The sequence below is a fragment of the uncultured Aquimarina sp. genome (assembly GCF_947495315.1).
Classification (GTDB): domain Bacteria; phylum Bacteroidota; class Bacteroidia; order Flavobacteriales; family Flavobacteriaceae; genus Aquimarina.
The window spans coordinates 85,135-105,174 of the sequence record NZ_CANLYD010000019.1 but is presented as its reverse complement, the minus strand read 5'-3'; the positions used below and the strand labels follow the sequence as shown (position 1 = coordinate 105,174).

General features: G+C 35.3%; 17 protein-coding genes. 9 read left to right on the top strand and 8 right to left on the bottom strand.

Annotated features, from left to right (window positions below):
• Positions 1-126 precede the first annotated feature (126 nt).
• The 6 genes from Q0910_RS25030 to Q0910_RS25005 all read left to right on the top strand — a co-directional run bounded on the left by Q0910_RS25030 (position 127) and on the right by Q0910_RS25005 (position 5,287).
• Positions 127-882, top strand: a complete 756-nt coding sequence (locus tag Q0910_RS25030; RefSeq protein ID WP_299222773.1) for an SDR family NAD(P)-dependent oxidoreductase — start codon at positions 127-129, stop codon at positions 880-882.
• Positions 883-920: 38 nt separating this feature from the next.
• Positions 921-1,685: an enoyl-CoA hydratase/isomerase family protein gene (locus Q0910_RS25025; RefSeq protein ID WP_299222770.1), complete on the top strand. Its 765-nt coding sequence runs from the start codon at positions 921-923 to the stop codon at positions 1,683-1,685.
• A gap of 31 nt (positions 1,686-1,716) precedes the next feature.
• Entirely contained in the window at positions 1,717-2,721 is a 1,005-nt protein-coding gene (locus tag Q0910_RS25020) for an NADP-dependent oxidoreductase (protein WP_299222767.1), read from the top strand.
• A gap of 94 nt (positions 2,722-2,815) precedes the next feature.
• The gene (locus Q0910_RS25015; RefSeq protein ID WP_299222765.1) at positions 2,816-3,793 is read left to right on the top strand and encodes an NADPH:quinone oxidoreductase family protein; all 978 of its coding nucleotides are present in this window, start codon (positions 2,816-2,818) and stop codon (positions 3,791-3,793) included.
• A 145-nt stretch (positions 3,794-3,938) separates the two neighbouring features.
• Positions 3,939-4,676: a 3-oxoacyl-ACP reductase FabG gene (gene fabG, locus Q0910_RS25010; RefSeq protein WP_299222762.1), complete on the top strand. Its 738-nt coding sequence runs from the start codon at positions 3,939-3,941 to the stop codon at positions 4,674-4,676.
• A gap of 143 nt (positions 4,677-4,819) precedes the next feature.
• Positions 4,820-5,287, top strand: coding sequence for a MaoC family dehydratase (locus tag Q0910_RS25005; RefSeq protein WP_299222760.1), 468 nt, complete (start codon positions 4,820-4,822; stop codon positions 5,285-5,287).
• 42 nt (positions 5,288-5,329) lie between these two features.
• Here the strand turns inward: Q0910_RS25005 and Q0910_RS25000 are convergent, their stop codons facing one another.
• Both Q0910_RS25000 and Q0910_RS24995 read right to left on the bottom strand, forming a co-directional pair.
• Entirely contained in the window at positions 5,330-6,325 is a 996-nt protein-coding gene (locus tag Q0910_RS25000) for a T9SS type A sorting domain-containing protein (RefSeq protein ID WP_299222757.1), read from the bottom strand.
• A 370-nt stretch (positions 6,326-6,695) separates the two neighbouring features.
• Entirely contained in the window at positions 6,696-8,219 is a 1,524-nt protein-coding gene (locus Q0910_RS24995) for an FAD-binding oxidoreductase (RefSeq protein ID WP_299222754.1), read from the bottom strand.
• Positions 8,220-8,594: 375 nt separating this feature from the next.
• Here Q0910_RS24995 and Q0910_RS24990 point away from each other — a divergent pair, with 375 nt between their 5' ends.
• Together Q0910_RS24990 and Q0910_RS24985 are read left to right on the top strand one after the other, a co-directional pair.
• The gene (locus Q0910_RS24990; RefSeq protein ID WP_299222751.1) at positions 8,595-9,419 is read left to right on the top strand and encodes an alpha/beta hydrolase; all 825 of its coding nucleotides are present in this window, start codon (positions 8,595-8,597) and stop codon (positions 9,417-9,419) included.
• 154 nt (positions 9,420-9,573) lie between these two features.
• Complete coding sequence (locus Q0910_RS24985) at positions 9,574-10,062, top strand: papain-like cysteine protease family protein (RefSeq protein ID WP_299222748.1); 489 nt, start codon at positions 9,574-9,576, stop codon at positions 10,060-10,062.
• A gap of 48 nt (positions 10,063-10,110) precedes the next feature.
• Here the strand turns inward: Q0910_RS24985 and Q0910_RS24980 are convergent, their stop codons facing one another.
• From Q0910_RS24980 to hutH, 6 genes are all read right to left on the bottom strand, one after another.
• Positions 10,111-11,991 (bottom strand): PAS domain-containing sensor histidine kinase, encoded by a 1,881-nt coding sequence (locus Q0910_RS24980; protein ID WP_299222745.1) that lies wholly within the window; start codon positions 11,989-11,991, stop codon positions 10,111-10,113.
• Positions 11,992-12,207: 216 nt separating this feature from the next.
• On the bottom strand, positions 12,208-12,843 hold the full coding sequence (locus Q0910_RS24975; protein ID WP_299222742.1) for a hypothetical protein: 636 nt from the start codon (positions 12,841-12,843) through the stop codon (positions 12,208-12,210).
• A gap of 60 nt (positions 12,844-12,903) precedes the next feature.
• The gene (gene hutG / locus Q0910_RS24970) at positions 12,904-13,854 is read right to left on the bottom strand and encodes a formimidoylglutamase (RefSeq protein ID WP_299222740.1); all 951 of its coding nucleotides are present in this window, start codon (positions 13,852-13,854) and stop codon (positions 12,904-12,906) included.
• A gap of 49 nt (positions 13,855-13,903) precedes the next feature.
• The gene (locus tag Q0910_RS24965) at positions 13,904-15,904 is read right to left on the bottom strand and encodes a urocanate hydratase (RefSeq protein WP_299222830.1); all 2,001 of its coding nucleotides are present in this window, start codon (positions 15,902-15,904) and stop codon (positions 13,904-13,906) included.
• 241 nt (positions 15,905-16,145) lie between these two features.
• Positions 16,146-17,393 (bottom strand): imidazolonepropionase, encoded by a 1,248-nt coding sequence (gene hutI / locus Q0910_RS24960; protein WP_299222737.1) that lies wholly within the window; start codon positions 17,391-17,393, stop codon positions 16,146-16,148.
• 2 nt (positions 17,394-17,395) lie between these two features.
• On the bottom strand, positions 17,396-18,976 hold the full coding sequence (gene hutH / locus Q0910_RS24955; protein ID WP_299222735.1) for a histidine ammonia-lyase: 1,581 nt from the start codon (positions 18,974-18,976) through the stop codon (positions 17,396-17,398).
• Positions 18,977-19,060: 84 nt separating this feature from the next.
• On the opposite strand from hutH, the gene Q0910_RS24950 reads away from it, so the two are divergent.
• On the top strand, positions 19,061-19,939 hold the full coding sequence (locus Q0910_RS24950; protein ID WP_299222733.1) for a LysR family transcriptional regulator: 879 nt from the start codon (positions 19,061-19,063) through the stop codon (positions 19,937-19,939).
• Positions 19,940-20,040 lie beyond the last annotated feature (101 nt).

Below are 20,040 nucleotides of genomic sequence, written 5' to 3'. Positions count from 1 at the left end.
CATTCGTCAGTAGTGCTTCGACTTTAGGAGAAGTGTACTTCGACAGGCTCAGCAGAGCTATCGAGAACAAGATTGTTAGAGATAAGATTTATAAATTAAAATAAAACAACCAACTTAAATAAGTATATGCAAGTAAAAGATAAAATAGTCATAGTTACTGGAGCGGGCTCTGGAATAGGAGCAGCTACGGCAAGACATTTTGCAAAACATCAAGCTACAGTAGTGGTTTCGGATATTAAAGAAGAAAAAGCCAAAAGTATTGCTGATGAAATAAATGGTGACGGAGGAAAAGCATTAGTGATTGCTGCTAATGTTGCTCAGTTTGAAGAAGTAGAACAATTGATCAATAATACAGTAGAACAATTTGGACAGCTAGATGTTATTGTAAATAATGCTGGGATTGGTCCAAGAAATATGGCAAAAACAGGAGAATATACTCTGGAAGATTGGGATAGCGTCATTGCAGTAAATCAAACAGGAGTGTTCTATTGTATGAAACTGGCACTGCAACAAATGATGAAACAGGGACATGGTAATATTGTAAACTTAGCTTCATTAGCAGGTTTAAAAGCATCACTAAACAATCTTTCCTATAGCGCAAGTAAATTTGCTGTGGTCGGAATGACTAAATCCGCAGCTCTGGAATATGCTACTAAAAATATCCGTATTAATGCAGTATGTCCTGGATATACAGAATCTGCTTTATTGAGTAAACTGTTATCAGTACGACCAGATATGGATCAAATGCTAAAAAGTGTGATTCCCATGAAACGATATGGACTCGCAGAAGAAATAGCTGAAGCTGTTGTGTGGCTAGCCTCTGATAACACCAAGTTCATTACAGGACAAACGATTACTTTAGACGGTGGAACCTCTTTGTAGAATAAATAATTTAATATCAAATTAAGTCAAACTTGGGAATGCAGACAATTAAAATAGAAAAGAAACACAATTACGCTATTGTTCAGTTAAATAGAGGCAAAGTAAATGCGATTAACCATCAAATGACCAAAGAAATAAGACAGGTTTTTGCAGATTTAGAATCCGATGATGCCGTAAAGGGAGTCATTATTACTGGAACTCCTCATTTCTTTTCAGCAGGTTTGGATGTGATTGAATTGTATAGTTACGATAAGCCAAAGATGAATGAGTTTTTCAACGATTTTGGCGGAATGTATATTCAGTTGGCGAAGTTTACAAAACCGTTTGTCTGCGCGATTACAGGATATGCTCCAGCAGGAGGTTGTGTAATTGCGATTACCGCTGATCACAGAATTATGGCTGCAGGAGAGAAATACACGATTGGATTAAACGAAGTCGCAGTCAATATTCAGATTTCTAATAACCTGATTAGAGGATACTCATATTGGTTAGGAGAAGGAAAGGCGAACGAATGTATCTTAGGAGGGAAGTTATTGAATGTTGATGAAGCCTTGACCTCTGGATTGGTCAATGAAGTATGTGATTTAGAAGAAGTACTGCCCAAGGCGGAAGCCAAAATGAAACAATATTTGCAGGCTGATGAAGATATCTTCAAGAATACAAAATATAAACTCCGTAAAGACTGGTTAGAAGGCATGGAGGAAAATCCTAAAATTGATTTAGAGCAAGCAATTTCACTTTGGTGGAAACCAGAAATAAGAGCAAAAATGAGAGCTTTTGTAGAGAGTCTTCAGAAAAAATAATAAACCTATTTAATAAATAAAGTATTACACAATGAATAAACAAATTATCTTAAAAAACCGCCCTGAAGGATTGCCAGATGACAATACTTGGGAATTGCAAGACAATCCAATTCCTGAACCTGCAGAAGGAGAAGTACTGGTACAACATCATTATATATCATTAGATCCAGCTATGAGAGGTTGGATGCGAGAAGGTAAATCATACATAGAACCTGTAGAATTAGATGATGTTATGCGTGCCGGTTCTATAGGGAAAGTGATAAAATCGAATAACCACCCGAAATTTAAAGAAGGCGATTATGTAACAGGTTGGGGCGGTGTACAACAATATACTGTTACCAATGGTGATAATTGGTACGCTGTAGATCCGAATTTGGCACCCTTGCCAATGTATATAGGTACATTAGGGATGCCGGGAATGACGGCGTATTTCGGAATTTTAGAAGTAGGAAAGATTAAAGAAGGAGATACGGTCTTAGTTTCTGGAGCTGCCGGAGCCGTAGGAAGTGTTGTTGGACAAATTGCAAAAATCAAAGGTTGTCGTGTTGTTGGAATTGCAGGAGGAAAAGATAAATGTGATTATGTAGTAAATGAATTAGGTTTTGATGCTGCCATTGATTATAAATCCGAAGATATTTATGATGCGATCAAGCGAGAATGTCCAAAAGGAATTGATGTGTATTTTGATAATGTAGGAGGAGAAATTTTGGATGCTGCATTATCAAGATTACGCATGCACGCACGAATTGTTATTTGCGGAGCTATTTCTCAATATAACAATATGGAAGATATGAGAGGACCTAAAAATTATCTATCGTTGCTAGTAAGTCGTGCTACGATGCAAGGTATGGTGGTTATGGATTATGCAAAAGATTATGGCAAAGCAGCCAGAGAAATGGGTGGTTGGTTAGCTCAAGGAAAGCTAAAAAGCAGAGAAGATGTTTATGAAGGAATCGAAAACTTTCATGAAACATTCTTGCGTTTGTTCTCTGGTGATAAAAAAGGTAAATTAGTACTGAAGGTGATAGAAGAATAACACTTGGAGACCTGTCAGGTTTTAAAAACCTGACAGGTCTCTGTTAGGAATAATTAACTCAAATACTCAATCACTCAAAAACTAACCAACTATTATGAAAGCAATAGTCTGTAAACAATATGGATTACCATCTAACCTGGTATTAGAAGATATTGAAAGCCCAAAACCGAAAGAGAATGAAGTCTTAGTTGCTGTCAGGGCTTGTGGAGTCAATTTTCCAGATACCTTAATAATTCAGGGTTTATATCAGTTTAAACCAGAATTACCATTTATTCCAGGAAGTGACGTAGCAGGAGTAGTAAAAGCAATAGGATCCGAAGTAAAACATCTAAAAGAAGGTGATGAAGTTTTTGGATTTGTAATGCAGGGCGGATATGCCGAAGAAGTTGCTGTACCAGCTAATGTGTGTTTCAAAAAACCACCAAAAATGGACTTTCCTATCGCTGCATCTTTTATGATTGCCTATGGAACATCATATCACGCATTAAAAGATCGGGCAAAGCTTAGAGAAGGAGAAACCTTATTAGTGCTTGGTGCATCAGGAGGTGTAGGGCTGGCTGCTGTAGAATTAGGAAAGTTGATGGGAGCCAAAGTAATTGCTGCTGCATCCTCTGATGAAAAACTCAAGCTATGTAAAGAATATGGAGCCGATGAAGTCATTAATTATACTGGAGAAGATTTACGATCCAGAATTAAAGAGCTAACTAATGGTAAAGGAGCTGATGTGGTATATGATCCTGTAGGAGGTGATTATTCAGAATTTGCTTTGCGAGGAACTGCCTGGGAAGGCAGATATCTGGTGATAGGTTTTGCCGCTGGAAGTATCCCAAAGATTCCCTTGAACCTAACACTGTTAAAAGGCTGTTCGATAGTAGGAGTGTTTTGGGGTAATTTTGCAATGAAAACTCCTAAGAAAAATATGGATAACACCTTGCAATTAATGCAATGGTTAGGAGAAGGAAAACTAAAACCACATATTCATAAGATATATCCATTAGAAGAAACTCCTAGTGCTCTAGAAGAAATGATGGACCGAAAGGTAAGAGGCAAAGTTGTAATCCAGTGTTCTTGAAATATTATGTCAGATCGAGTAACTTGACGATAGGAGAGTTGTATCGAGATGTATAGCATAGTGAGCACTTTTTTAATACCTACCTGACAATGAGGTAGACTCTTACTCAAGAGAACGGAAATCGTAAAACAATAATAAAATATACATGAGATTAAAAGATAAAGTAGCTGTTATTACAGGTGGTGCCAGAGGAATTGGTAAGGCGATTTCAGAATTGTTCGCTCAAGAAGGCGCAACAGTGATTATATGGGATTTATTAACTGAGGGCGAAACTGTTGCCGAAGGGATTGTGGCAAAAGGTCAAGTGTCAGAATTCACGAATATTTCTGTAACGGATAAAACAGCTATCGAATCTGAAGCTGAAAGAATCCATAAAAAATATGGTAAAATAGATATCTTGATTAATAATGCCGGTATTACTAAGGATCGCACCCTCCATAAAATGAGTGAAGCTGAGTGGGATGTCGTAATTGATGTAAACCTGAAAGGTGTTTTTTTATGTACGCAAGTAGTTTCTCAATATATGAAAGAAGCCGGATATGGTCGTATCGTTTCTGCAGCATCTAATGTAGGGTTACGAGGTAATTTTGGGCAAACAAACTATGCAGCAACAAAAGCAGGAGTAATTGCTATGTCTAAAACCTGGACGATGGAATTAGGTAAATACGGTATTACGGCAAATGCATTAGCACCAGGCTTTACACTTACTGAAATGACTGAACAAATTCCGAAAGAGCATTTGGATGGAATAAAATCTCAAATTCCACTTAGAAAAGCGGCTACACCCGTAGATATAGCTTATGGATACTTATATCTGGCATCAGATGAAGCTTCTTATGTTTCGGGTATATGTCTTACGATTGATGGTGGAATCTCAAGGTAGAAGTGATAAGTTTTGAATTTTAGGTGTTGAGATTTAAGTTGTTAATTATAGGATTAGAATGCTATTGTCACACTGAGCCTCCTCCATAGGCGGACAGGTATCGAAGTGTAATGGTAAATGAAGAGTTTACTAAAGAAAAAACTATGAATAAATTAATTTGTAAAAACTTTGCGGAATTTAAAACGTATGAAGGTAAATCATTACCAGTAGGTGAGTGGCTTACTGTTACACAAGAGATGATCAATGCTTTTGCAGAAGCTACACAAGATTTTCAATGGGTTCATGTAGATCTGGAACGTATCAAAAAAGAATCTCCTTTTAAAAAACCAATCGCACATGGATTTCTATCGGTTTCTTTATTATCGAAGATGCTGATGGATCTTATTCAGATAGAAAGTTTTGCGATGGGAGTCAATTATGGATTGAATAAAGTGCGTTTTCCACATCCGGTTTTGGTGGACAGCAGATTAAGATTGCATAGCAGTGTCCAGGTGATCGAAGCCTATGCTGAAAACGGGCTAAAAATCACCTGGGATTGCTCTGTAGAAATAGAAGGTCTTGATAAACCCGCTTGTGTTGCAGAATTTGTGTCTCTGATGTTTGAGAAATAAAGTGTACATCAAACATTCATTCTTTCTTTTGCCTTCTGTATACTAACTTTTAATAAATTTAAGCGTTTGATTATTATCAAATTTAATTAGATATACTCCTTTTGAATAATTTTGAATATTAATTCTTTCATTCTTATTAATGATGCCTTCTTCTATTTTATTTCCCAGCAGATTATAAATTTCATACTTTTCGTCAGTTGTTATACCAGAAAGAGATATTGCATCTTTGGAAGGATTAGGGAATAGTTCTAATTTCGTCGTAGCGGATTGAAATTCTTCCGTACTAAGTGTAGATCTTGTAAACTTATAAATAGTTCCATTTGGAATTACGCCATTCAAAAAAGTATTGTCATCTACTGTTGAAAGAACAATCGTTGGGTTAGAAGGATTACCAGATAAAAAAGTGGCATTCTCTTCAAGAACGTCTGTTCCAAAGTTATAAGCTGGAATTAAAGCAATTAAAGAACCAGTTTCTCCATCAAAGGCCTCATCTGGATCGGATATAGAATTAGGACCAAAATGAATTTCTATATCATTGGATCCTTCAAATAACCACAACTGAAAATTTGTAAAATCAGTAGAGATACCATCTGCTATTATATCCGAGAGGAAGCCTACATTGTTCCACTCAATTTTTAATATTCTATTTCCTGCAGCGCCTTCAACCAAATAGGAGATATTTGATAAAGCACCAGTAGTTGCATTCTGGTTGTTATCGTCATAGGCTCTATCAGCAATATCTGCTCCGTATGCAATCAATGCAGGTAGAGTCCCTGTCTCATTAGGGTTAGATGTTAATCCAGCTCCGAAGCCCCAGTCATCGATGTAAATTTGATTTATTGTAATGTCAAAATATTCAAAATCAAATCCCATAGGAATTGCGAACTCAGGATCATCCCAAGGTGCTGTGTTGTTTAAAGAAGTGCTATTAATTAAGTTAATATATGCACCTGTAGATGTGCTTAATTCATAAGATTGAGAATTTGCATAGAATGATAACCCGCAAAGAATTAATGTAAGTAGTTTTTGTGTGCTCATAATCGAATAATTAATGATTTGTATTCAAAAATAAGATCACTATTTTACTAAACCATTCAGTTGTGCTTGAATGGCAGGATATTGTGGATGAATACTAGCTAATTTAGGGAATTAGGTACATCGATATAATTCTTGTATAAACAAAAAATGTTAATTATACTGCCCTATTCTTCTTGTATATGACAGTGGAATATATATGGATATCCTTCTTTGGTTTTTACTTTATGAATTAAGTTCTGTAATATTTGCGTTATTATTAATTACTTATAACAATTGTATATATTCATTAAAGGTAACTCTATATTCTTTTATAAGTTTTAGGTTTTATTCATTATTGACATATATGCTATAGTAGCAAGAATACGATATTTTAGATTTCTGTAGGGATGCTCATTCCAAAAGAAAATAGATTCTCTGGATCGACTTGTTTTTTAATCTCAATCAATTTAGGTAAGTTGTCGCCATAATAATATTGTAATAGCTCAATTCTACCTTTTGTAGTATCTGATTGATTTACAAGACTTGCATCAGGAAAATTAATAAATGCTCCTTCTACATGTGGTTGTAAGGCTGTTCTGAAATCCTCAATCCATTTTATGTATTTTTCAGTATTAGAATCCTTAGGATCAGACCACCACGCCTGGAATTGCAGTAAGAAATCTTTTGCTCTATATGGGAAAGGACCTTCAGTAAAATCCTGGATAGCTCCACCCATCCCGTGCAGACTTAGGTATAGATTAACCACTTCAGAGGCTTTTGTATCGTCAAGATAGGTAACAATTTTGTCTACTAACGCATCATCATATATCGGAAATGCTGAAGAGATTTTATGTGGATGTGGTCCATCACAAGTCTGCGTTGGCGCTTCTTCATCTTTTACTACGGACGCTATTGGCTGTAAAAGACTACCTAGGCGAGTTTGTCGTTTAGCTAAAAGACTTGGCAATGGTTCACTTTGCTTTTTAGAATGAAGTAGTGCGTTAACTATCTCTATATAGGTTTGTGATTCATATAATTCATATGTTGGCTTAGAAATATCATAAAACGGCTTCAAAATCTTTTGTAAATCCGAGATCTCTCCATAGAATTGCCCTACTAATAATACAGCTGTTCTAGAAGGAGTGTTTTGATCAGTAACAGAAAGACGACAAGCAGTAGTTAGATTATAGGTATGTGTGGGGAGTTCTTGCATCCATTTTTTAGCAATCTTTAGCATTTTGTCTTTAGGCCAATGTAGCTCAAACGTAGTGATATTACCTCTAAGTGGACTTAACTTAAATAAAAAGTTCGTGATTACTCCAAAATTACCACCACCGCCACCTCTGATTGCCCAAAACAGTTCTGAGTGATTATCTTTATTGGCTTTTACGATCTTTCCGTTTGCCAACACAATTTCTGCTTCAATGATATTGTCAGCGGTCAGCCCAAATTTTCTGGCTGATAATCCCCATCCACCACCTTGTGTCAATCCTCCGACATTAACAGAACCACAACCACCTCCAGGAATTATTCGATTTTTAGATTCTAGCTCTTTATATACCTCTCGTAACTTTTTTCCCGGTGGAATCCAAGCGTAATCATTGGTTTTATCTGTATATCGAATGGTGTGTATTTTAGATAAATCGATAATAAAAACATCATTATCAGAACACATTCCTTCATGTTGGTGACCTCCTGATCGTATACGAAGATGCAATCCAGCTTCTTTGCAAATTTTGATAGTAGAAGATACATCCTTTGCGTTTTCGCAATATCCAATAGCCAGTGGATAATAATTGAACCTAGAATTGGCAATGATACGACTCTTAGCATAATTAGGATCAGTAGGACATACGATTGTAAAAGTACAGCCTTGCTCTTTGAATTTATTCCTTAATTCTTTACAGTTGATCATAATGATTTACTTCTATTAATTAATATTTGGATTATTGTATTCCTTTGAGACGAACAATTGTCGTCATAAACATGATTGACATAGACGTTAAAGCTACGAACAATCGTTGGAATTTATAACCCGTAAAAACCCTTAATCTTTTTTATGATTGATATACTTAGAGATGTTTTTGGAAACAAGTTTTAGATGTGTCGGATTACTTTATTTAGGGTTCTTATCTATTCTAAATGATATGTCTGTGAGCCTTTTCTTGTTATTCCATCACTACGGCGATATACATTGTACATTTTGGCTGTAATCGAATTAATAATAAAAATCTAAATTCAATAAGGATTATAATTCTAATTAATAAAATAGTAATGGTATATTTAAACCATGCAGCATCAAGAATTCTTTTTTGACTATAAAAAATATAAACTCTTTGGGCAATATTGGTTGCCTAAAGATTGTAAAGCCATAATTTTGTTGGTACACGGTATGGGAGAGCATTCTTCACGATACGCTGATTATGTAATACCCGAGTTCTTGGCAAAACATATAGGTGTGATTACCTATGATAATTTTGGACACGGTAAGAGTAGTGGTAAAAGGGGGCATTGTCCAAGCTATAATGACTTAATGGAGGTTATAGATATTGTGTATATTAAAGCTAATGGGATTGTAAGCGATCTTCCTGTTTTTCTGTATGGACATAGTATGGGGGGAAACCTGGTAATTAATTATGTATTGAGAAGCAATCATAAGATTGCGGGAGCAATTTTAACTAGTCCGTTTTTACGTTTAGCATTTCAGCCGCCTTCTTGGAAAATGATAATGGGTAAATTATTCCAAAAAATAGCACCTTCGATAACACTGCCTTCGGGGCTAGATGTACAAGCAATCTCTCGAGTAACAGAAGAAGTAGAGAAATACAGAAATGACCCTTTGGTTCATGATAGAGTAAGTCCTAATTTTTCTTTACCTATAATAGAAGCGGGCAAGTGGGCGATAGGTATGGCTTCTAAATTAGAAACTCCCGTTTTGTTAATGCACGGAACTGGGGATCAAATAACTGATTATACTGCGAGTCATGAGTTTGCGGAAAAAACAGACCATATTGATTTTGTCTCTTTTGATGGTGGATATCATGAGCTCCATATTGATCTGGAAAAAGAAAAACTTGTTTCTATTATTACTAGCTGGATCCAAGAAAGGTATTAATATATTGATTTTGTGTTGTTTATATTTGAGTATTGTAGGTGCTTTCATACCATACTATTATTGTTATGATGTTAATATTGTTTACTTTTAGCACCGACAGGAATATGTTTTGCCAAATACTACCAACTTTTAGATAAACAAAAAAAACAGCATTATGAGCGAAGTAACAGACACTAAAAGAAAAAAGACATCAGTACTTAATATTATACCAGAGGAACAAAAAGGGATGAATAATTGCTGGGCAGCAGCTTTATCTATGGCATTACAGAGTTATGGAGTGTATATGTCTGAAAAAAAGCTGGATGAAATGTTCGAAGCTAATAGCCAGGGCTTGGATTTATTTACCTTACAACCGCAAATATCTTCGCATTTTTTACATATTCATACAGAATATAGGAGCCTGATTTTTGGAAATGATCCTAAATTAACTTTTGCAGAGCTACAAGGTCAAATCGATGGTAATCAACCTATTCTTATTGGGACACAAAATTATAGTGGTTTTGCTGCACATGCCTTATTGATTATTGGGTATACTAGTGATGACACGGTTTTAATAATAGATCCTTGGGTAGGGGCAATGAAAGAAATGAAATATGAAGAATTAGGAAACTATTGGGTAGAGACCATTGTTTTTGATAAGTAGTCGATCATTTTTATTAAGTAAACTTATTATTTGACGAACCTATTTTATCTAAGCTTTAGTGTATGGAATGGTGAAGTAGAAAATCGTACCTAAATCTTTTTTGCTTTCTAACCAAATTTTACCGCCTAACATTTCACTATAGGCTTTGGCAATGGATAACCCTATACCAGCTCCTTCTATAGCGTAGTTATTTTCAATATCGGCTTGTACAAAACGTTCGAAAATAGCTTTTTGTCGATCTTTGGCAATACCCATACCTGTATCTTTTACATAAAATTGTAAAAACTCATCTTTTACTTCATAACCAAACGAAATAGAGCCTTCAGGAGTGTATTTAAGAGCATTCTTTACCAGATTAGTAAGTATAGCATTAAATTTCTCTTTATCGGTTTTAATAAGCGCACTATCATCTGGTAGGCTATTGCTGAAAGATAACTGTAGCTCTTTTCGATCTGCTTCCGGTTTAAAGAATTGATATAGATAGGTTACTTGTTCGTTAATATCTACTTCGGACAGAAAGACTTTTACCTGTCCAGACTCAATTTTGGAAATATCAATAATATCTCTGATGATATTTAACATACGTGCACCGCTTTCTTCGATCAAACTGATATATAGTTGTTGTTCGTCTCCTGTGAGTACAGGCTCTTTAAGAAGCTCCGCAAAACCCAATATACCATTCATAGGAGTGCGGATTTCATGACTCATGTTTGCTAAAAAGGCAGACTTAAGCCGATCGCTTTCTTCGGCTTTATCTTTCATTTTATTTAACTCTATTTCGTAGAGCTTTAATTCGGTAATATCTGTAGTAGTGCCTACATAACCAATCACTTCTTTTTTCTCATTATATTCCGGAATCGCCTGTCCTAATACCCATTTTATTGTGCCGTCAGGACGGAGAAATCTATATTCTGCATGAGAGGAGTCTCTTCTTCCAGCATCGTCATACCAACCCGATTTTAACTTCTTTTTATCTTCAGGATGTACTGCTTTAAGCCAGCCGTCGTCCATTGCTTCTTGCTGTGATAAACCAGCAATTTTACACCACTTGTCATTTACAAAAGTAGTTTTGCCATTAGCTTTGGTCATAAATATACCAACTGGTGATATATCCGTAAGTGTTTGATATCGACTTTCACTAAGCTGTATAACCTTTTCTGCCTCTTCAAATTTTTGTCGGTAGGTGAGGGAGTGATACACGTCTTTAAATGTTGAATAGCTGTTTTCAGATACTTCTTTTTGAAAATATTTTATATAAATAGTAAATAATATTCCGTAGTAGAAACTCATTACTATTTTGGATGATAATCCAGAAATTAAAACACTGGATATGTTACCTGTATTCCAAAATCCTATCACACTAAACAATATAGCATCAAAGGAAAGAATGATAAGCATTGTTATAAATATCCTTAAAAATAAAGACTGGATGTGTTTTGAAATGTATTCAAAGATAAAAATGATGAAAATCGAATCAATGAATAGGAGCGTAGTACCATATACTAAAAGAATGACATTTGTATTAAAAAAGTCTGATAACATCGTAAATGATACTTGATGCATATTAGAGTCTTCTAAATTAATCCCAAAAAGTAGTAAAAGAATTACAATCATTAGATTGGCAATTACTAACGCGTAAATAAGCCTTCGTGTTAATAAAGCATCTTCTTTAATATAAAATATTAGTACTGAGAAAAGCGTTACGGAGAACAGAACAGATGAGCCAGGAGATACCGTAATACCATCATATACTTCAAAGTACATTGTAGTAGCTGTAAATACCTGAATAAACTGAAACATACCCAATGTAGTAAATAACAGCCCGTTACCAGTAACTTTTCGAAAATGAAATAGAATTAAGACTAAAAAGGAAACAACGAATCCTTGTAAAAGAAAAATTGATATTTGATAAAAATTAATTGCCTCCATAAAACATAATTAATCACCTTTATTTTTCAATAGATAAGGAAATAGTCTTTTTTAATAATAAAAGCCCGAAAGATGATCAATGTGAATAATTCCCTAAGGGAAAATTGATTGTATACGTATTTTTCGAAGATACAAAAGTAATTAGATTTTAGTTACTGAAAAAGTGTATGTTTTTTAGCGGTAAAATTGTTCTATTGTTAGAGTACTTATTTGGTTCTATGTTTTTGCAATTTTTCGTCTCCAAAAAATAACAAATAACAAAGTAATAACAGAAGGAGCAAGCCAAATCCATAGTGTGCTGGAATCCAATGCCGCTAACAAGAAGGCTGTTACAGCGGCTCCATAAGCACCAGACATTTTGCCAATATGATTAGATAAATAGGCAGTAGGATTTATTTTAAAGGTTTTATAGAGTTTTATATCTCTTACTGTAGCCATAATGCCAAATCCTCCAAAAAAGAAGAATAGAGTGCTTTTTGGGATTTCCTGTATACGATGGTGGATGCCTACACCAATCATTCCTAAGAAGACTAAACCCATAATACTAGTAATAGCTATATCTAATGCGCCTAAACTATAGTCTTTTTTAAACCGAAGTACTCGGTTTCCTGAAATTACAAGATATATTGTGAAAATCGAAAGTAGATGTAGTAACAAATTTTCGTGATTAGGAAGTAGTGTTATGGGGATAGCTATAAGAGCACTAATAAACATTGCGATAGAAAACACTATTCCAGCTTTGCGATGATAAAACCTTCCTTTTTTTCCGAAAATACTGACTAAACCAGACAATAATCCAATACCGCCAAAGAAAGCATGGATGTAAATAAGTGTTAAAGCAATTTGTTCCATTATAGCTATAGAGAATTAGCTTATCAAAGATAGATAAATACTGTCATAGCAATGAAATCATTAAGAAGAAATAAATTTCATGATGTAATAAGCTAGTCTAGCGGCTAATCTAGAAGTGCAATTATCTATGTCATATTTTGGATTTAGTTCTACGATATCTGTACTAATTAATTTACCTGATTTACAGATTTGCTCAATAACAGTCATGGCAATATCTAAAGAGAAGCCAAATGGAGAAGGGGCGCTAACTCCAGGAGCATATGCAGAGGAGAAACCGTCCAAGTCAATAGTTAGATACACATGATCTACAGAAGAAATGAAGTTATTAATAACGGTAATGACATGGTCTTTATTTTCGAATGTGAAATCTGTATTCTTGATATATTGTACTTCAAGTTCGTTGGCAATTTCGAATAATTCTCTGTTGTTGGATTCTTCTTGAATTCCCAGGCAAATATATTTGAAACGATCGTTCTCTTTTGCTATTTGGTAAAATGGAGTACCCGAATTCCCTTCGTTTTTTGCTTTTCTTAAATCAAAATGTGCATCCAGATTGATAATTCCGATAGTGGTATTTGGCTTATGCTTTTTTATTCCATTGTAATGTGCATATGCTAGATCGTGACCTCCTCCAAATAAAATTGTAAAGTATTTTTTATCAAGTAATTGTGATATTTTACCTGAAGTATAACTTTGAGTGTATTCTAAATCATTTTTATTACAGATAATGTTTCCAGTGTCTATAATCTGAACTTCATTATCAAAATGATTCGATAGTGATCCCATCATTTTCCTAATGGTATCCGGAGCTAATGCTGCACCAATTCTTCCTGAGTTTCTTCGAACTCCTTCATCACAGACATATCCTAAAATAGCAAAATCTGTATTCTGATTTTCAGGTAGTTCATCATTTTCTAAATCAATACAAGTTACTTTTTCATGAAGATATAATTGATCATCAGAGGTCCGTCCTGTCCAAATATTTGTGTCTGTTTTTTTATAAATGTTCATATGCTAAAATAATACTTATGTATAAAATATTGTACAGGTATGTTTGTTGTTAAAATAAAGATTCTAAAATATTATAATCTAAGATGTTAGGTATGGTTACTTTAAGTTCTGGTGTACGTTCCATTTCTCTCTTAATAGCGAATAAAGCCTCTTCATTTCTTGCCCAACTTCTTCGAGATATACCGTTATTTACATCATAAAATAACATGTTTTTTAAACGTCTAGAAGCTTCATCAGATCCATCGAGTAACAATCCAAATCCGCCATTTATTACTTCACCCCATCCAACACCTCCTCCGTTATGGATGGATACCCATGTTGCTCCTCTGAAACTATCACCAATCACATTATGGATCGCCATATCTGCTGTAAATTTACTGCCATCATAAATATTGCTTGTTTCACGATAAGGAGAATCTGTTCCGCTTACATCGTGATGATCTCTACCTAAGACAACAGGAGCTGATATATCACTTGATTTAATAGCTTTATTAAACGCTTCAGCAATCTTTGCTCTTCCTTCGGCATCAGCGTATAGAATTCTTGCTTGAGAGCCTACAACAAGCTTATTTTGCTTCGCTTCGTTAATCCATGTGATATTATCCTGCATTTGCTGCTGAATTTCTTCTGGAGCGGTTGCTTTGATTTCTTGCATCACCTTTACTGCGATTTGGTCAGTTTTATCTAAGTCTTCGGGACTACCAGAAGTGCATACCCATCTAAACGGTCCAAAACCATAATCAAAGCACATAGGTCCCAGAATATCTTGTACGTATGATGGATATCTAAAATCAATTCCGTTTTCTGCCATAACATCTGCTCCTGCTCGCGATGCTTCTAAAAGAAACGCATTTCCGTAGTCAAAGAAGTATGTGCCTTTTGCTGTATGTTTATTGATGGCGGCAGCGTGTCTTCTTAGAGATTCCTGAACCTTTGTTTTAAAAGTGTCAGGATCGTGGGCTATCATTTTGTTTGATTCCTCATAGTTCATGCCTGCCGGATAATATCCACCGGACCAGGGATTGTGCAAAGATGTTTGATCAGATCCGAGATGTATATAAATATTTTCATTATAAAAACGTTCCCAAACGTCTACAATATTTCCTTTAAAAGCTATGGAAACGACTTCCGTATTCTGAATTGCTTCTTGAACTCTATTAACTAAGCTGTCTAAGTTGTCAATAATTTCGTCTACCCATCCTTGTTCATAACGCTTTTGTGCGGCATCTGGGTTTACTTCTGCACATACAGTGATGCATTTAGCGATATTGCCTGCTTTGGGCTGTGCGCCACTCATTCCTCCTAAACCAGCGGTTAGAAATATTTTACCAGCACTGTCTTCTCCCGGTTTTAATGTTTTTCTAAAAGCATTCATTACGGTGATAGTGGTTCCGTGCACAATACCTTGTGGACCAATATACATATAACTTCCTGCTGTCATTTGCCCGTATTGAGTAACGCCCAATGCGTTATATTTTTCCCAATCGTCAGGTTTTGAGTAATTTGGAATCATCATTCCATTTGTCACAACTACTCTAGGAGCTTCTTTTGATGAAGGAAACAATCCCATAGGATGACCAGAATACATATGTAGTGTTTGTTCCTCTGTCATAGTAGCGAGGTAATGCATCGTAAGGAGATATTGGGCCCAGTTCTGAAACACTGCTCCATTTCCGCCATAGGTGATTAACTCGTATGGATGTTGTGCAACAGCTGGATCTAAGTTGTTTTGTATCATCAACATAATACCTGCTGCTTGTGATGTGTTAGCTGGATACTCATGAATGGATCTAGCATGTATTTCGTAATCAGGTATAAACCGATACATGTAAATCCGACCATATTCATTAAGTTCTTCAAGAAATTCTTTCGCTAGTTCTTCATGCCAATCTGTTGGAAAATATCTTAAAGCGTTTCTAAGCGCCAGTTTCTTTTCATCAATAGATAATATTTGTTTACGTTTTGGGGCTCTGCTTATCTTTGAACTAAGATCTTTTTTAGCAGGAAGTGTTTTGGGAATACCTGTTATGATTTGTTCTTTGAAAGTCATCTTTGTTTTTGGGTTTCTGGTTTTGGGTTTCTGGTTTTGGGTTTCTGGTTTTGGGTTTCTGGTTTTGGGTTTCAAAGTTTCTACAGCGTCTTGTTTTGTATCCTTACTCTTTACTTTGTACTCAATACTTTGTACTTTTTTAACTTTTCATTGTTCGTTTTTGACTTTTTATTTCAGATTTTTAACTTTTAACTTTTAACTATTAACTATTAACTATTAACTATTAACTATTAACTATTAACTATTCCGTGTACACTGCATCTCCACGTTTCCATACTTGTGCAGGATTTAGTTTTCCTTGATGATACAGTATTTCGTTAAAATGATCCGTAGAAAAAAGGCAAAAATCTGCAAGCATTCTTGGAGCCAGTTTACCACGGTCCTCTAATTTCAAGGCAGCTGCGGCTCTTGATGTAATTCCGGTTAATACTTCTGCATTACTGAGTTTCTGAAAAGTTCCTAAAATACAAGCTTGAGTCAATAAATCTCCCATTGGAGCAGATCCTGGATTCCAGTCACTAGCTATTGCCAGAGCACCTCCTGCATCTAGAATCTTTCTTGCTGGAGTAAAATCACATCCTAAACCTATAGAGGCTCCTGGTAGTGCAACAGATATGACATCACTTTCTGCAAGCATCTTAATTTCTGTATCTGTGCTGGCTTCCAGATGGTCCGCACTTACTGCATTTACTTTTACCGCTATCTCACTACCACCTGCAGTAAACTGATCTGCGTGTACGGTAATATCAAATCCCATTTCTATGGCTTTCTTGAAATAAGGTGCTATGTCTTCTTTAGAAAATGCGCTTTGTTCGACAAAAGCATCAATTCTATTTGTTAGATTTTCTATTTTAAGTGTTGGAAAAAGTTTTGAAGCAATTTCATCTAAGTATTCCTGACGACTCCCATCATAATCTTTTGGTAACATATGAGCTGCTAAACAAGTAGAGACCAGATCAGATTCTAAATGTAAGTTAGCTTCTTTTATGGCTCGCAACATTTTAAGTTCTTCCTCAATAGACAGTCCGTAACCGCTTTTGATTTCAATTGTGGTGATTCCGTTTTTAAGAAGATAATTGGCTCTTTTAATCACTCCATGACATAGTTCTTCCTGACTTGCTGCTCTGGTGTTGGTTACTGTATCCCAAATTCCACCACCTGCCTTTGCGATTTCCAGATATGTTTTTCCTGAATTGCGCATTGCATAATCATTAGCTCTGGAGCCAGAGAAACAGATGTGAGTATGTGCGTCAATAAATCCAGGTAGACATACGTACTCCGATTGTAGTTCTATAATTTCAGCTTCAAGACTATTGGCAACTTCTTTTAAATCTGTATAATTTCCAATAGAGTGAATATGTTCGCCTTCGGTTAGAATTCCTGCATTAAGAAGTATAGTAAGTTGTTCATCTTTTAAAGCACCTTTTAGTGGTAATCCATCCATGGATATGAGTTGTGTGATAGGACCAATAAGCTTGTACTTTGTCATAATTAATAAGTTTCAAATTGAGTGGAGAATTTAGTTTCTAAAGACAAATTCTCCCTGTTGGCTACATTATTCGCTAATGTTATGATCGTTTTCTTTTTAATAATATCAATTCCCTTTTTTATATCATCTGCAAAAACGCGATCTTTTTCTGCAAAAGGAACCTCTTTGCGTATAGTTTTATGAATTTCATCCAGAATAATACCGGATTTCATAGGTTTTCTAAACTCAAAGGCTTGTGCCGCTGTCAAAAGTTCTATCGCTAATATTTTTTCTACATTTTCAATCACTCTTAAAGCTTTTCTACCACCTATAGATCCCATACTTACGTGGTCTTCTTGTCCTAATGATGTTGGAATACTGTCTGCACTAGAAGGGAAACACAATCCTTTGTTCTCGCTCGCTAATGCAGCGGTCGTGTATTGTAAAATCATATAACCGGAATTAATACCGGTGTCTTCCATTAATAATTTAGGAACTCCTGGAGAGTTGCCTTCTAACGCCAGGTATATTCTTCTATCCGAAATATTACCAACTTCAGAAGCTGCAAGACAAGCGTAGTCTATTGCCATGGCTAATGGCTGCCCATGAAAACTTCCGCCACTTATAGTGAGTTCTTCATCAATGATAATCGGATTGTCAGTAACAGAATTTAATTCGGTTTCTACTAATTCTTTAAGATGAAGCCAAGCGTTTCTGGAAGCTCCGTGTACTTGAGGAATACATCGCAGTGAATACGGATCCTGAACACGATCACAATCAATATGATCTTCCATGATTTCAGATCCTTTTAGTAAAGATTTTACTCTGGAAGCTACATGAACATTTCCTTTGAAAGGGCGTAATTCGTGTAATTCATTATAAAAAGGTTTTACAGAGCCTTGTAGTCCTTCTATCATCATGGCTCCGATGATATCTGCTTGCGAAAGACAACTATGTAGTTTTTCTACGACTTTTACAGCGTGCGCCGCTATAAATTGTGTTCCATTGATCAGAGCAAGGCCTTCTTTTGGGCCAAGATCTAAAGAAGTTAGTCCTGTTTCTATAAATAAAGTTGAAGTGGCTATCTCATTATCATTGTATATAACTTTCCCTAAACCAATTAAAGGTAGGAAGAGATGGGAGAGTGGTGCTAAATCACCCGAAGCACCTACTGATCCTTGAGAAGGAACCAAAGGAATCACATCATTGTCAATATGCCAAAGTATGCGATCCAACGTACTCTCTGCAATACCGGAATATCCTTTGGAAAGTGATTGTAGCTTTAGAATCAACATGAGTTTTGCTATTTCCGAATCAATGGAATCACCCACGCCAACGCTATGACTTTTTAAAATATTCGATTGAAGTATTTTAGTCTCTTCTTTAGAAATCATAGTGGTACACAAAGGACCAAAGCCAGTATTGATTCCGTAAACTGGATGACCTTTGTTTACAATGTTTTCAACTACCTGGCGGCTCTTTCTGATTTTTTCCCTGGAGGTTTCAGAAATAGTTCCCTTGATTTCTCCTGAAGCTATTTTTATGGCTTTTCCGGCGGTTAAATAATCTTCTCCAAACCGAAAATATGATGATATTTTAGACATTATTGGTTATTCATATTTGTATACACTAAGATAATTAGTATTTTTAATACTTATAAATACTAATTTTGTCAATAATTAATAACTATGGGTTATCAATTAGAATTACGTCACTTTACTTATTTTTTGGCTGTAGCCGAAGAATTACATTTTAGAAAAGCTGCAGAACGATTGTTTATTTCACAACCTGGTTTAAGTAGACAAATCAAGCAAATGGAAGAAATTATAGGAGCAGAACTATTTATTAGAAATAAAAGAAATGTTAGCTTAACAGTAGCAGGAGAGTATCTCAAGAATGAAATTGCTTATATTTTTAATCATATTGACTTTACTGTAAAACAAACCGCATTAATTGACAAAGGAAGCGAAGGGGAAATTAGAATTGGTTTTTTAGGCTCAGCAATACAGACGGTGATACCGGAGCTTTTGGTGAAAGTGGATAAAGAGAATCCTAAAATACAATTTAGCCTCGAAGAAATGTCTAATTACGATCAGGTAAAGGCGATTGTAAGTGATCAACTTGATTTTGGGTTTGTTCGATTAGCAAGAGTGCCTGATGGAGTTTGTATAAAAGCGGTGCAAACGGATACGTTTTCATTAGTTCTGCCAAAGGATCACCAATTAGATGAGTATAACTTTAAAAATGTAGCCCAAGTTTCCTCAGAACATTTCGTTTTATTCTCTTCTGATTATAGTTCGATATATTATGATAAAATCATGAGTATTTGTGAAGATCAAGGTTTTACCCCAATCGTTTCTCATAAATCAGTACATGCTCAAACAATTTTCAAATTAGTAGAGAGTGGATTAGGAGTAGCAATTGTGCCAACCTCATTGCAATATGGTTTTGACCTGAATGTAAAATTTTTAGAAATCCCAAATATACCACAAAGAGCTGAGCTTTCTGTAATCTGGAAAGAAGACAATCGTAATCCTGCTTTAGAGAAAGTGAGGAGGTTTTTGTAAGCTTTTTAGTGTTCTATTTGGTATTTAGATTGTTTATATATTAGTTGTATTATCTGAAAAATAAACTATTATGATGGTAACAAAACGATTAGTTTGGTAAC

What these genes read in the sequence shown, in the direction of transcription:
- Q0910_RS25030 (WP_299222773.1), top strand. Translation starts at nt 127, where the DNA reads ATGCAAGTAAAAGATAAAATAGTCATAGTTACTGGAGCGGGCTCTGGA.
- Q0910_RS25025 (WP_299222770.1), top strand. Translation starts at nt 921, where the DNA reads ATGCAGACAATTAAAATAGAAAAGAAACACAATTACGCTATTGTTCAG.
- Q0910_RS25020 (WP_299222767.1), top strand. Translation starts at nt 1,717, where the DNA reads ATGAATAAACAAATTATCTTAAAAAACCGCCCTGAAGGATTGCCAGAT.
- Q0910_RS25015 (WP_299222765.1), top strand. Translation starts at nt 2,816, where the DNA reads ATGAAAGCAATAGTCTGTAAACAATATGGATTACCATCTAACCTGGTA.
- fabG (WP_299222762.1), top strand. Translation starts at nt 3,939, where the DNA reads ATGAGATTAAAAGATAAAGTAGCTGTTATTACAGGTGGTGCCAGAGGA.
- Q0910_RS25005 (WP_299222760.1), top strand. Translation starts at nt 4,820, where the DNA reads ATGAATAAATTAATTTGTAAAAACTTTGCGGAATTTAAAACGTATGAA.
- Q0910_RS25000 (WP_299222757.1), bottom strand. Translation starts at nt 6,325, where the DNA reads ATGAGCACACAAAAACTACTTACATTAATTCTTTGCGGGTTATCATTC.
- Q0910_RS24995 (WP_299222754.1), bottom strand. Translation starts at nt 8,219, where the DNA reads ATGATCAACTGTAAAGAATTAAGGAATAAATTCAAAGAGCAAGGCTGT.
- Q0910_RS24990 (WP_299222751.1), top strand. Translation starts at nt 8,595, where the DNA reads ATGCAGCATCAAGAATTCTTTTTTGACTATAAAAAATATAAACTCTTT.
- Q0910_RS24985 (WP_299222748.1), top strand. Translation starts at nt 9,574, where the DNA reads ATGAGCGAAGTAACAGACACTAAAAGAAAAAAGACATCAGTACTTAAT.
- Q0910_RS24980 (WP_299222745.1), bottom strand. Translation starts at nt 11,991, where the DNA reads ATGGAGGCAATTAATTTTTATCAAATATCAATTTTTCTTTTACAAGGA.
- Q0910_RS24975 (WP_299222742.1), bottom strand. Translation starts at nt 12,843, where the DNA reads ATGGAACAAATTGCTTTAACACTTATTTACATCCATGCTTTCTTTGGC.
- hutG (WP_299222740.1), bottom strand. Translation starts at nt 13,854, where the DNA reads ATGAACATTTATAAAAAAACAGACACAAATATTTGGACAGGACGGACC.
- Q0910_RS24965 (WP_299222830.1), bottom strand. Translation starts at nt 15,904, where the DNA reads ATGACTTTCAAAGAACAAATCATAACAGGTATTCCCAAAACACTTCCT.
- hutI (WP_299222737.1), bottom strand. Translation starts at nt 17,393, where the DNA reads ATGACAAAGTACAAGCTTATTGGTCCTATCACACAACTCATATCCATG.
- hutH (WP_299222735.1), bottom strand. Translation starts at nt 18,976, where the DNA reads ATGTCTAAAATATCATCATATTTTCGGTTTGGAGAAGATTATTTAACC.
- Q0910_RS24950 (WP_299222733.1), top strand. Translation starts at nt 19,061, where the DNA reads ATGGGTTATCAATTAGAATTACGTCACTTTACTTATTTTTTGGCTGTA.